The sequence below is a fragment of the Tenacibaculum aquimarinum genome (assembly GCF_022478115.1).
GTDB classification, from domain to species: domain Bacteria; phylum Bacteroidota; class Bacteroidia; order Flavobacteriales; family Flavobacteriaceae; genus Polaribacter; species Polaribacter aquimarinum_A.
Map to the genome: position 1 here is coordinate 1 of NZ_JAKGSC010000007.1, position 12,464 is coordinate 12,464.

At 31.8% G+C, this 12,464-nt stretch carries 12 protein-coding genes; 2 read left to right on the forward strand and 10 right to left on the reverse strand.

The features are described from left to right. Nucleotides 1-183 precede the first annotated feature (183 nt). From L1S33_RS11545 to L1S33_RS11565, 5 genes are all read right to left on the reverse strand, one after another. Complete coding sequence (locus tag L1S33_RS11545; RefSeq protein WP_240551816.1) at nt 184-2,133, reverse strand: OmpA family protein; 1,950 nt, start codon at nt 2,131-2,133, stop codon at nt 184-186. A 131-nt stretch (nt 2,134-2,264) separates the two neighbouring features. After that, on the reverse strand, nt 2,265-3,161 hold the full coding sequence (locus L1S33_RS11550; protein WP_240562443.1) for a Ppx/GppA phosphatase family protein: 897 nt from the start codon (nt 3,159-3,161) through the stop codon (nt 2,265-2,267). A gap of 1 nt (nt 3,162) precedes the next feature. After that, nucleotides 3,163-3,651 (reverse strand): SixA phosphatase family protein, encoded by a 489-nt coding sequence (locus L1S33_RS11555; protein WP_240551818.1) that lies wholly within the window; start codon nt 3,649-3,651, stop codon nt 3,163-3,165. A 33-nt stretch (nt 3,652-3,684) separates the two neighbouring features. Next, the gene (gene pdxH / locus L1S33_RS11560) at nt 3,685-4,332 is read right to left on the reverse strand and encodes a pyridoxamine 5'-phosphate oxidase (protein WP_240551819.1); all 648 of its coding nucleotides are present in this window, start codon (nt 4,330-4,332) and stop codon (nt 3,685-3,687) included. A 176-nt stretch (nt 4,333-4,508) separates the two neighbouring features. After that, the gene (locus tag L1S33_RS11565; protein WP_240551820.1) at nt 4,509-5,030 is read right to left on the reverse strand and encodes a hypothetical protein; all 522 of its coding nucleotides are present in this window, start codon (nt 5,028-5,030) and stop codon (nt 4,509-4,511) included. A 181-nt stretch (nt 5,031-5,211) separates the two neighbouring features. Here L1S33_RS11565 and L1S33_RS11570 point away from each other — a divergent pair, with 181 nt between their 5' ends. Beyond that, entirely contained in the window at nt 5,212-7,095 is a 1,884-nt protein-coding gene (locus L1S33_RS11570; RefSeq protein ID WP_240562444.1) for a B12-binding domain-containing radical SAM protein, read from the forward strand. Here L1S33_RS11570 and L1S33_RS11575 read toward each other — a convergent pair. The 4 genes from L1S33_RS11575 to L1S33_RS11590 are packed head-to-tail and all read right to left on the reverse strand — an operon-like array spanning nt 7,088 to nt 11,083. Beyond that, the gene (locus L1S33_RS11575; protein ID WP_240562445.1) at nt 7,088-8,275 is read right to left on the reverse strand and encodes a BaiN/RdsA family NAD(P)/FAD-dependent oxidoreductase; all 1,188 of its coding nucleotides are present in this window, start codon (nt 8,273-8,275) and stop codon (nt 7,088-7,090) included. The two genes, L1S33_RS11570 and L1S33_RS11575, sit on opposite strands and share 8 nt — an antisense overlap. Further along, the gene (locus L1S33_RS11580; protein ID WP_240562446.1) at nt 8,272-8,505 is read right to left on the reverse strand and encodes a hypothetical protein; all 234 of its coding nucleotides are present in this window, start codon (nt 8,503-8,505) and stop codon (nt 8,272-8,274) included. Before L1S33_RS11580 ends, L1S33_RS11575 begins: the two co-directional genes overlap by 4 nt. 7 nt (nt 8,506-8,512) lie before the next feature. Beyond that, nucleotides 8,513-9,586, reverse strand: coding sequence for an NADH:flavin oxidoreductase (locus L1S33_RS11585; protein ID WP_240562447.1), 1,074 nt, complete (start codon nt 9,584-9,586; stop codon nt 8,513-8,515). A gap of 57 nt (nt 9,587-9,643) precedes the next feature. Continuing rightward, the gene (locus L1S33_RS11590) at nt 9,644-11,083 is read right to left on the reverse strand and encodes a sodium:solute symporter (protein WP_240551825.1); all 1,440 of its coding nucleotides are present in this window, start codon (nt 11,081-11,083) and stop codon (nt 9,644-9,646) included. A gap of 104 nt (nt 11,084-11,187) precedes the next feature. Here L1S33_RS11590 and recR point away from each other — a divergent pair, with 104 nt between their 5' ends. Next, on the forward strand, nt 11,188-11,805 hold the full coding sequence (gene recR / locus L1S33_RS11595; RefSeq protein ID WP_240562448.1) for a recombination mediator RecR: 618 nt from the start codon (nt 11,188-11,190) through the stop codon (nt 11,803-11,805). A gap of 46 nt (nt 11,806-11,851) precedes the next feature. Here recR and L1S33_RS11600 read toward each other — a convergent pair whose 3' ends face one another. Next, nucleotides 11,852-12,445: a CopD family protein gene (locus L1S33_RS11600; protein ID WP_240562449.1), complete on the reverse strand. Its 594-nt coding sequence runs from the start codon at nt 12,443-12,445 to the stop codon at nt 11,852-11,854. Nucleotides 12,446-12,464 lie beyond the last annotated feature (19 nt).

Below are 12,464 nucleotides of genomic sequence, written 5' to 3' on the forward strand. Positions count from 1 at the left end.
TAGTTAGTTAGTTAGTTAGTTAGTTAGTTAGTTAGTTAGTTAGTTAGTTAGTTAGTTAGTTAGTTAGTTAGTTAGTTTTTAAAGAGTAGCATAATGTTGTAATTATAAGACAATAAAAAACCCGAGCAAAGCTCGGGTTTTCTTATTTGATTCTCTTGTTAGAGTGAATCGTAGTATATAGAATTACTTTTGGTTTACAACTCTAAATGTAGTTCTTCTGTTTGCTGCATGCTCTCTTTCAGAACAAGAAACACCATCAGCACAACGGTTAGTTAATTTGTTTTCACCTAAACCGTTAGCAGTTAATTGGCTTCCATTAACACCTTTAGACATTAAGTACTTAACAACTGCACCTGCTCTTTTTTCAGATAAAGTTTGGTTGCTTGTTTTGTTTCCTCTTGCATCTGTGTGAGATTCAATTACAACTGCAACACCATCTTTTAATACTGGTAATAAACGAGCATCAATAATACGCTTAGCAGCTGGAGTTAAAGTAGCACTACCCAAGTTCCAATTAATTGGTAATGGAGTATTGTTTACTAATTCACAGTCTACAGTTTTCCAAGAAGTTAATCCTCCTTTAGAAACTAAAACTTCTTTAGTTACAGTCTTATATTTTGCTGCAACTGGTACAGTTTCTTCCCAAGCATCTTTTTCTAAAACAGTTTTCTTAATTGTAGAATATTTAGGCTCAGACTTCACAACTCTTGTAGTTGGAGGAGTTACCATTACTGTTTTCTTAAATACTTTAGTTTTTGCTGGAATAGCTACAGTAGTTGTAGATTGAGCTCCAGGGTTAGTTACTGTTACTGAAGTGCTTTCAGAAGGAATGTCAATAACTCTTGTTGTAGGAGGAGTTACCATTACAGTTTTCTTAATTACTTTAGTTACAGCAGGTACATCAACAACTCTAGTTGTAGCAGGAGTGTCAACAACAGTTCTCTTAACTGTAGTAGTTTGTTCTGGAATAGCAACAACTCTTGTTGTAGGAGGAGTTACCATTACAGTTTTCTTAATTACTTTAGTTACTGCAGGAATAGCAATAGTTCTAGTAGATGGAGGGTTAGTCATAACTCTCTTCTTGACAACTTTAGTAACCTCTGGTATAGCTATTACATTTGTTGTAGGAGGAGTTTTCATAACTCTCTTAGTGTATGTTGCAAAACAGCTTGGGTCATTAGAACCTTCAGCACATTTACCAGCGTTAGCTAATACAGATGCATCATTACTTAATACAGTTTTGTTAACTGTAGTGTATTGAGCAGGAACTTCTTTATAACACCAGTAACGACAATCGTTAGGGTCAGAAGACTCACAATCAGGAGCTTTTTCGCTCATTTGCCATCTTGCAGATGCAGCTCTTACTTCAATAGTTTCACTATCTCTACCAAAAGATGCAGGTACAACTCTTAAAGAGTTTCCTTCAACCTTTTTTCTGTAAGATAAAGTTTCTGTTCCGTAAGTTGCAGGTACTACTGCTAAACGCTGAGAAGCTTCTCTTGTTACAATAACAACATCTCTCATTTCGTAAGTTGCAGGTACAATCTCTAAACGAGAACCAGCTTCTTTTACAGTAACAACAACATCTCTAGTTTCGTATTTAGCAGGTACAACCTCTAAACGTTGAGACGCTTCTCTTGTTACTATAGTTTCTGTTACAGTTTTCATTGTAGCAGGAACAACAACTAAACGTTGGTAAGCTGCTTTAGAAGTAATAACTACATCTCTAGTTTCATACTTAGCAGGAACTGTTACTAAACGTTGAGACGCTTCTTTAGTCATAACAACTTGTTTAGAAGTAGTTGCTCTTGCAGCGACTCTTTGTAAGCTTTGTCCACCTTCGTCAGTTGTAACAACAACATCTCTGTTTTCATAAGTTGCAGGTACTACAACTAAACTTTCACCTCCAGCATCAACTAATACTCTTTCAGTAACAGTTTTGTACTGTGCAGGGTGCGTTACAATTCTTTTGTAAGCTGGCGCTACTTCTATAGTAACATCTTGATTTTTCCATACTTCTGGAGTTTTACAGCGTACATAACATTTTCCTGGTTCTGCGTTTGTAGGTAAGTCCTGTGCAGATACCGTAAATCCGAACATTAATAATGCTCCAGAAAATAATAGTTTTTTCATAATAAATGATTTGATTTTGATTTAATTTTTCTCTACTTAGTATGACACACGATCTTTAGTGAAAGTCACATGACAAAGATAGTAAATTTAAAAAGAATGTTAAAGAGTTGTTAATGTTTTTTAAAAAACAGTTATAACTTGTTGTGGTACAAGCTTTTAATTATGCCGTCAGAAAGTCCAATTTTTGGCACAAATATTTTTCTAGCCCCACTCCATTTCATTGCAGATAAATATATTTTTGTTGCTGGAACTATAACATCTGCTCTATCTGGATTTAAACTTAGTTCAGTAATTCGATCCTGGTAACTCATCTTTTTTAAGAACTGATATTGTGCATTTAAATAAATGTAGGAGATTGGGTTTCCTTCTGTTCTGCCAGACATTTTAAATAATTTGTTAATATTTCCTCCAGAACCTATTAAAGAAATACTTTTATAATCTTTAGTGTTTTCTTTAATCCACTTTTCTACACTTTTAAATTTTACTTTATTTTCTGCTTTAGAGTTGTTTAGTAAACGTACGGTACCCATTTTAAAGGATTTAGAATTAACTATTTTTCCTTCAGAGAAAACGGTAAATTCTGTACTACCACCACCAACATCTACATATAAGTAAGACTTGTCGCTTTGTATTAGCTCCTTTAAATCTGTAGAAGAAATAATTCTGGCTTCTTCCTTACCATTAATAATGTCAATTTTAATTCCTGTTTTTTTAAGAATTTTTTTAGCAACATCTTGTCCATTCTCAGCTTCTCTCATTGCAGAGGTTGCACAGGCTTTATATCTTTCTACACCATGAATTTTTATTAAAAGTTTAAATGCTTCCATAGCATCTATCATTCTTATGGTGTTTTCTTCTGAAATTTTTCCGTTAACAAAAGCATCGGCACCTAAACGAATAGGTACACGGATTAAGGCAGATTTTTTAAACTTAGGTTCTTTTCCTTTTTCGATAATAACATTGGAAACCAAAAGTCTAACTGCATTTGATCCAATATCTATAGCGCCATATTTTTTTATTTCTAACAAACTATCTATGATTTTTTGGGAATTCTACCATTATTGTAGTCCCTTTTTTTATGTTTTTCCAATGTTTTTCTTCAAATTCAATTGCAATAACACCACAAGTAGAGACATGTGCAATTGGTTTGCTTCCAAATTTATTTACAAATGTATTTATTCCATGATCATGACTAAAAATAATTGCACTATCAAAACTATCATCTAATGCTTTTACGGTTTTTACCAAGTAACCATCGCTAAAACTATATAATTGACGTTTAATTTGCAAATTAGATAACGGATAGCTAAAGTTTTCGCAAAAAATTACAGAAGTATGTAATGCTCTATTAGCACTACTAGAAATAAAGACATCTGGTTTCTGTATTTTAGAAGCCAAAAATTTTGATAATAGATGAGCGTCATTTATACCGCGCTCTTTTAAAGGTCTATCAATATCTTGCACACTATCATAACTCCAAGAAGATTTTGCGTGACGAACAATGTAAAGTGTTTTCATTTTAACTTTAAAATAGAGCTGTAAATATAAAAATTACGGTTGTAATCTTTCTAGTTTCCAAGAAAAATCTTTTTGTAAAGTGTAACGTATCCTATCGTGCATTCTATTTGGGCGACCTTGCCAAAATTCAATAGAAACAGGCTTCACTAAAAAACCGCCCCAATGTCTAGGTCTTAGAATCTCTTTGTTAATGTGTTTTTTTTCTTCTTCGGAAAGTTGTTTGTCTAGCAAATCTCTAGAACCAATAACTTCACTTTGTTTAGATGCTAAGGCGCCAAGCTTACTTCCGTCTGGGCGAGATTCAAAATAACCATCAGATAAATTTTCTGCAAGTTTTTCTGCGCTACCTTTTATAATAATTTGCTGTTCTAAACCAGCCCAAAAGAACGATAAACAAATGTTATTGTTGGCTGCAATAGCTTTTCCTTTTTCAGAATTATAATTTGTGTAGAATATAAAACCTTCCCAAGTATATTTTTTTAGTAAAACAACTCTATTTTTAGGAAAACCATCTAATCCAATAGAAGAAATGGTCATTGCATTGGCTTCATGTACAGTATCAGATTCGTCTGCATTTATAAACCAATTCCTAAATAATTCTAACGGATTCTCCGGACAAGTACTTTCTAAAAGTTCTTGTTTTTGATAGGTTTTTCTATGATTACTTAAATCTTGTGGCATTATTGTAGTTTAAAAGGTGTTTTTTGGAAGGTTCGCTAACGTTGTTGTATAAGAAAATTTGCGGTTTTGTCAGCGAGGAATTTCCTAAGGAAATTCAGAAGTTGGCAAAAATGCAACTGCTTTTGATTAAGTACTAATTTAGCATTTTTTTTTATACGGTGTTAGCCATAGTTTTTTTAAAATTCAGTTCGAGAGTTACCATCAGTCATAAAATCAAATTTTTCATAAAACTCTGGACTATTTAAAATTTTCTTTAGGTCACTTTTTGAATTTTTATTTCTTATCAGTATTTCAAAATCATATTTTTTTCCTGACTTTTCTGTTATAGTCAAGTAGTTTTTGTTTCCGAAAATCGAGTGAGTTGTCCAACTTCCATAATCCATATATTTCAGATAAATATTTTCAAGTTCATTCAGAGCAACACTCTTACTTTCATCGTTCTCGTTAAATTCAATTCTTTCTGTTGAAATTTTTAGTTTTCCGATTTTTTTCGGTTTGATAAAAGACTGTCCGAATAGAAAATAAATTCCTGATACATAAATTGCAAGAGCAAAATATTTCAAATATATGTTTTGACTTTCTTTGTCATACATAAAAATGTAAAATCCTGAAATCATATAAAGAATGATAAATACAATCATAAAGATTTTATTGAATCCCTTTGTTTTTACTATTTCAGTTTCAAATTCTGCTGTCATTTTTCTTTAATTATAGCTAATGTAAAAGAATATCCATTGTTTTAATTGTGGATATTCAACGTTAGCGAAGTTACCCAAAAATACCTTTAGAAACAAACCAAACTATTTCTTATAACGCATTTTTTTATAATTAAAATGGGTGTTCCATAAATCTGATAGTATATTTGCACTTTACTTATATATGTCCATAAACACACTTTTAATAACACCTCCTTTTACACAATTAAATACGGCGTATCCTGCAACAGCGTACATTAAAGGTTTTTTAGAATCTAAAAATGTACAAATAACGCAAATGGATTTAAGTATTGAGTTGTTTACGGCTGTTTTTACCAAAGAATTTATTGATGCAATTTTTAAACAAGCAGCAATGCTTGGTAATAAAGAATTGCCGTTGGTTTGGAATCAAAAAGAAGACTATATTAATAAGGTAGATTCGGTAATGAATTATTTACGCGTGCAAGAAGTTACCGCAGCGTATCAAATTGTACACAAAGATTTTTTACCACACGGACATAGACGTATAAAATTAGAAAAAGATTTAAGTATTGAGTTCGGTAAATTAGGAATCTTAGACAAGGCAAAACATATTGCAACCTTATTTGTTGAAGAATTAGGCGATTTTATAAAAGCTAATGTAGACGAGTTTTTCTCTTTTACGCGCTATGCTGAACAAATTGCTAGCGCAGCTTCTAGTTTTGATGAGTTAGCCGAATGTTTACAATACGAAACTACGCTGATAGAAGATGAAATGTTGTATTTGTTGGATGAAAAATTACAACAAGACAGCTATGATTTAATTTGTTTTACGGTGCCTTTTCCTGGAAATTTATTTTCTGCTTTGCGATGTGCGCAACATATAAAACAAAAATACCCGAACATTAAAATAGGAATGGGCGGCGGTTATTGCAATACCGAACTGAGACGCTTGTCTGATCCAAGAATTTTCGATTTTGTAGATTTTATCACCTTGGATGATGGCGAAAGTCCGTTGTTACGAATTACCGAATTTTTAGAAGGAAAAATAGGTGAGGAGTCTTTAGAAAGAACTTATATATGTCGAGATAATAAAGTTGTGTATGCAGATAAGATTCCAAACACCATTTTTCATCATAAAAATTTACCAGCGCCAAGTTATGTTGGTTTACCTGCGGAAAAATATTTATCGTTTTTGGATGTTATGAATCCAATGCACAGAATGTGGTCTGATGGAAAGTGGAATAAACTCACTATTTCTCACGGATGTTATTGGAAACAATGTTCTTTTTGCGATGTTACCTTAGATTATATCGGAAATTACCAAAACACAACAGCAGATGATTTGGTAAGTAAAATTGAAAAAATAATTTCTGAAACGGGAATTACAGGTTTTCATTTTGTTGATGAAGCTGCGCCGCCAAAAATGCTAAGAGCATTGGCTAATAAATTAATTGAACGCAAAGTGTACATTACTTGGTGGACAAATATTCGTTTCGAGAAAACATTTACGCCAGAATTATGTGCTTTGTTATCTAAATCTGGCTGTATTGCAGTAACAGGAGGTTTGGAGGTTGCTTCCGATAGATTATTAGCAAAGATGAAAAAAGGTGTAGATATTGCCCAAGTTGCAAGAGTTACCAAAGCTTTTTCTGATGAAAATATTATGGTACACGCCTATTTAATGTTTGGTTTTCCTACGGAAACGGAACAAGAAACAATTGATTCTTTAGAAGTTGTGCGTCAATTATTTCAAAACAATTGTATTCAATCTGCATTTTGGCACCAATTTGCGTGTACAAGTCATAGTCCAGTTGGTAAAAACCCAGATGAATTTCAAATTAATATTATTGGTCCAGAATTTAAAGGTTTTGCTGAGAACGATCTGTATCACGAAGATCCAACAGGAGCGGAGCATCATTTATTTAGTGAAGGATTAAATATTGCCTTAAATAATTACTTAAATTATAAAGGTTTTAATATTCCGTTACAAGAATATTTCAATTTTAAAGTTCCTGATAAAACGTTGCAACCTAATTTAATTGCTGATTGTTTAGAAGCTGGAATTCCGCAGAAAAAAACTACTTAATTTTATTAACGTAATTAGCAAGATAAACGCCAGAACTAATACAAGCTTGTAGCAAATAACCGCCTGTTGGTGCATCCCAATTTAACATTTCTCCAATACAAAATTGATTAGGTAAATTGTTGATTTCAAAGTTTTCATTCACAGCTTTTAGGTCAATTCCGCCAACTGTAGAAATAGCTTCGTCAATAGGAGAGAAGTCGATAATATCTAATGGAAATTTTTTAATGTTTTCAGCTAAATAACTGCTATTTAAATATGTTTCTTTTGGAAGATATGTTTTTAATAAATCAATCTGAGAAGGACTTAATTTTAATTCCTTTTTTAAAATTTGAATAGTGTTTTTTTGATTTGAAGTAACCATTTTAGAAAGTATATTTTCTAATGATAAAGAAGGTTTAAAATCGATATAAATTGTTGCTTTTTTATGTTGATTTAATGCCTCTCTAATTTGCGGACTTAAACCATAAATAGCATTTCCTTCCAATCCAAATTTTGTAATAACAGCTTCACCTTTTTGCGTTTTATTATCACAAGAAATAGCAATGTTTTTCAATGGTTTTCCTTCGTTTTGTTGAATTAAATTAGGCTTCCAGTCAATTTTATAGGCACAATTAGTGGCTTGAAAAGGAATGGTTTTAATGCCTTTTTCTTTGAAAGTGTTTAGCCAACTTCCATCAGAACCTGTAACTTTCCAACTTCCGCCTCCTAAAGAAAAAACGGTGTAATCTGAAATAACAGTTGTATTGTTTATTATTGGATTATTATCTGAATTCCAACCAGAAAAAACATGTTCATATTTAATGTTTACACTTTTACTTTCAAGATGATTTAGAATTGTCGTTAAAACTTCAATCGGTTTAATGCCTTCTTTTGGATAAACTCTTTTGCTACTTCCGATAAAAGTTGGAATTCCGATTTTATTTAACCAATTTCTGAAATCAGTATTCGTAAAGTTTAATAATGCATTTTTCAGAAAATTAGAAGGCGTATAACGTTTAATAAATTCAGAAATATCTTCGGAATGCGTAAGGTTGAATCCTCCTTTTCCAGCAACTAAAAACTTACGGCCGGCAGTTTTATTTTTTTCATAAATAGTAACCGTAAATTTCTCTTCCTCTAAAAAAGAAGCGAGTAAAAAAGCAGAAGGTCCGCCACCAATAATTGAAACCGTTTTTTTCACAACTTATCAAGTATATCTAATAGCTTAATTTTTTTCTTGATATAAGTTTTTTCAAGCAATTCTAATTTTTTAGTTAGGTCTTTTTTGTAACCTGTTTTTGTGAATTTTTGAATATGTTTTTCAATAGTTTCGTCAGTAAATAAGCGCAATTCTTTTTTACAAGAATCGCAAATTGTAAACTCAAAAAGTTGAGTTCCGTTTTTATCACAATTAAAACATTTGTTATTCATATTAAACTTATTGAACAAAACCTGGCCATCTTTTAAGATAGGTAATAAAAGTTTTACTTACGCCTTCTTTTAAAAGATGTTCTTCGGAAACAGGAACTTCATTTGGCGTAAAATTTGGGTTTTCAATCACTAATTTAGGGAAATTGTGATGTAAAATTGCGGATGTTCCAATTGAAACAAAATCTACATTGTTGTCTAAAACTCTTTGCACATCCTTTGCATTGCTAATTTTTCCAGCAACTGTCCATCTTACGTTTTTAAAATCGATACTTTTAAAGTGTTCCAGTAAAGATATATTTTGATGTTTTTCTTCGTGTGGCATTTTAAAAACATCCCATAAAGAGATGTCTAAAAAATCTATTTTGTTCAAGTTTACAAGATTTTGACAAACAGTTTTTATTTCGTCAATATCCATTCCAAATCTTTCTGGAGACAATCTAACTCCAAGTAAAAATTCCTTGCCGCATTTTTCTCTAATTCCTTCAACAATTTCGAATAATAATCGGGCTCTGTTTGTTAAGTTCCCTCCGTATTCATCGGTTCTTTTATTTATTTCAGAACTTAAAAATTGCGTTAAAATATATCCGTGTGCACCATGAACTTCAACACCGTTATATCCACATTCTTTTGCTCTAAATGCTGCTGAAATAAAGTCTTCTTTTAATTGAATAACCTCACTTAAAGAAAGCGCTCTTGCTTTTGTTTTTTCATTGTTTGAAGGACAAACAGGACTACCTTCAATTAATTCTGATGGAGTTCTCATTCCTGCATGATGTAGTTGAACTACGGCTAAACTGCCTTCTTTTTTAATGGCAGAAGACAATCTTTTATGTCCATCATTTAAAGAATCATTAAAAATACCGAGTTGTCCAGGGAAACCTTTTCCTACTTCTTGAACGTGAGAAGCGCAAGTCATTACTAGCCCAAAATCTCCTTTAGCTCGCATGGTTAGCCAATTAAATTCATCATCGGATAATTGACCGTTTTCATGACTTTGCTGGTTTGTTAACGGAGCTAACATAAATTTGTTTTTCATGATAGTTCCACATGGAAAAGTTATAGGAGAATTAGGTTTTGTCATTATGAAATAGGTATGTTTTTTTTAAATATTGCAAGTTTAAAGTAAAGCTAAAAAAGTTTAATTTCTTGTAGATTTAATTAAATACAATCCAATAAAAGTTAAGAAACCGTTTAAAACCAATACAAAGAATCCAAAATCGAATCCTAATTTTTCTTTAGAATAATAGCTAATTAAAAAGGTAAGAACTGGTGCAATTAAACAAATTGCAGGAACTATTTTGTCTTTCACATTTAATTTAGTGAATAAACCAAAGGCATATAAACCTAATAAAGGTCCGTAAGTATAACCTGCAAACGTGAATATTTTTGCAATTACACTTGCATCAGCAATAAAGTATTTAAAGATTAAAATGGTTGCAATTAATACAAAAGAGAAAATAATATGAATTTTCTTTCTCGTTTTTTCTTGTTGAATTGCATCTTCTTTTTTGTCAATTTCTAATATATCAATACTAAAAGAAGTGGTTAATGAAGTTAGTGCAGAATCTGCGCTTGAATACGCTGCAGCAATTAAACCTAACAAGAAAAATAATGCTGTTGCTAAACCTAAAGTTCCTTTGGTTGCAATTATAGGAAACAATTGATCTTTGTGAGCATCAATTCCGTTTTGTTGTGCGTAATCAGTTAATAAAACACCCAATGCTAAAAAGAAAAAGTTAACAATTACGAGTACAATTGTAAACCAAAACATGTTTTTTTGCGCATCTTTTAAGTTTCTGCAAGTCAAGTTTTTTTGCATCATGTCTTGGTCTAAACCTGTCATAACAACTGCAATAAATGCTCCAGCTAAAAACTGTTTCCAGAAATAATTCCCTGCATTTACATCATCAAAAAAGAAGGTTTTAGATAGCTCATTATCTGCAACGTAAGAGAATATGTTGCTGATTTTCATTTCATCAGAAATGGTGTAAATACAAACACCAACGGCAATTAACATAAATAATGTTTGTAATGTGTCTGTCCAAACAATGGTTTTTATTCCGCCTTTAAAAGTGTATAACCAAATTAATAATATGGTAATAGAAACGGTTACCCAAAACGGAATTCCATATGCATCAAACAAAATTATTTGCAACACATTGGCAACTAAAAATAATCGAAATGCTGCGCCAATTGTTCTGGAAAGTAAGAAAAAACTTGCACCAGTTTTGTAAGAATAGTTTCCAAACCTGTCTTGTAAATAGGTGTAAATTGAAGTTAAATTTAATTTATAATAGAGTGGAAGTAATACCAAACCAATTACAGCATAACCAACAACATATCCTAAAACCATTTGAAAATAACTCATACTATCGCCTTCAACCCAACCAGGAACAGAGATAAATGTAACTCCAGAAAGTGAAGCGCCAATCATACCAAAAGCCACTAAATACCAAGGAGAAGAGTTGTTTGCCTTAAAAAAAGTAGTGTTATTTGCCGATTTTCCTGTAACGTAAGAAATAAAGATTAAGACAGAAAAATAAGCTAAAATTAATAATAGTATATGAAGTGGTTGCATGAATTAATTATGAATTTTTAATTACGAGTTACGAAGATATACTTTTTAAAATTTTAATCGATTAATTCGTAATTGATAATTGATAATTCCTAATTTTGCATTCTATGGATTTTTCTTCAAAACTTCTTGAAAATGCTGTAAATGAAGTTTCTCGTTTGCCAGGAATTGGTAAAAGAACTGCGCTTCGTTTGGTATTACATTTGTTAAAACAACCTTCAGAAAACACAAAATTTTTAACGGAAGCGTTGTCTGGATTGCGTGAAAACGTAAATTCTTGTGAGAAATGCCACAATATTTCCGATACCGTTATTTGTGCTATTTGTAGCAATCCCAACAGAAGAGCTGAAATTGTTTGTGTTGTTGAAGATATTAGAGATGTAATGGCAATTGAAAGTACGGCACAATTTAGAGGTTTGTACCATGTTTTAGGCGGAAAAATTTCTCCTATTGAAGGAATTGGGCCTCAAAATTTACAAATAGAATCTTTAGTAAACAAAGTAAAAGAAGGTGAGATTAAAGAATTAATTTTTGCATTAAGTTCTACAATGGAAGGTGATACAACCAACTTTTATATTTATAAACAGATTGAAGAATTCAACATTACAACTTCTACAATTGCTCGTGGAATTTCCGTTGGTGATGAATTAGAATACGCAGATGAGGTTACTTTAGGAAGATCTATTGTAAATAGAATTCCTTTTGAGCAGAGTATAAGAGGATAGTTTTTAGCTTTAGTAGTGGTTTATGCAGTGAGTAACTGAATACTACTTACTGGAAACCTTCTTCCTCATCTTCTTTCAGCAGCTTCTCCTCGTGTTTATCCCAAGATTTTCTAGCACGTACTTTTTTATAGAGTTTAATGCTCATCATCATGAGTGTTCCAAAAAGGATAATTCCTACAACGCCCCAAACCCAATTAATAGCGCTTTTTAAAGTTACTAAAAACACAATTGCAAATAAGATTATGGTTGCAACTTCGTTCCAAATTCGGAGTTTAAAAGCGGTGTATTTAATTTCGTCATTTTGTAATTGTTTAAAAATTCTATGACAAGAAAAATGATAAAAATACAATGCTAATACAAAAGCCAATTTTACATGCATCCAAGGCATCTCTAGATAAATAGGGTTTTTCCAAAGCATCCAAATGGCAAAGAAACTGGCTAAAATTGCAGAAGGCCACGTAATAATATACCACAAACGTTTGCTCATTAATTTGTATTGCGTTTGTAAAATTTCTTTAGCAGGAGCTGCTTTTTTTTCAGCTTCTGCGTGATAAATAAACAATCTGACGATGTAGAATAAGCCTGCAAACCAGGTTACTACAAAAATAATGTGAAGCGCTTTTACGTATAAGAAATCCATATGTTTCGGTTGTCAGTTA

Excerpts from the sequence above, each read along its gene's own strand:
- L1S33_RS11565 (WP_240551820.1), bottom strand. The coding sequence starts at position 5,030 with ATGACAGCAGAATTTGAAACTGAAATAGTAAAAACAAAGGGATTCAAT.
- L1S33_RS11570 (WP_240562444.1), top strand. The coding sequence starts at position 5,212 with ATGTCCATAAACACACTTTTAATAACACCTCCTTTTACACAATTAAAT.
- L1S33_RS11545 (WP_240551816.1), bottom strand. The coding sequence starts at position 2,133 with ATGAAAAAACTATTATTTTCTGGAGCATTATTAATGTTCGGATTTACG.
- L1S33_RS11600 (WP_240562449.1), bottom strand. The coding sequence starts at position 12,445 with ATGGATTTCTTATACGTAAAAGCGCTTCACATTATTTTTGTAGTAACC.
- L1S33_RS11555 (WP_240551818.1), bottom strand. The coding sequence starts at position 3,651 with ATGAAAACACTTTACATTGTTCGTCACGCAAAATCTTCTTGGAGTTAT.
- L1S33_RS11590 (WP_240551825.1), bottom strand. The coding sequence starts at position 11,083 with ATGCAACCACTTCATATACTATTATTAATTTTAGCTTATTTTTCTGTC.
- recR (WP_240562448.1), top strand. The coding sequence starts at position 11,188 with ATGGATTTTTCTTCAAAACTTCTTGAAAATGCTGTAAATGAAGTTTCT.
- L1S33_RS11580 (WP_240562446.1), bottom strand. The coding sequence starts at position 8,505 with ATGAATAACAAATGTTTTAATTGTGATAAAAACGGAACTCAACTTTTT.
- L1S33_RS11585 (WP_240562447.1), bottom strand. The coding sequence starts at position 9,586 with ATGACAAAACCTAATTCTCCTATAACTTTTCCATGTGGAACTATCATG.
- pdxH (WP_240551819.1), bottom strand. The coding sequence starts at position 4,332 with ATGCCACAAGATTTAAGTAATCATAGAAAAACCTATCAAAAACAAGAA.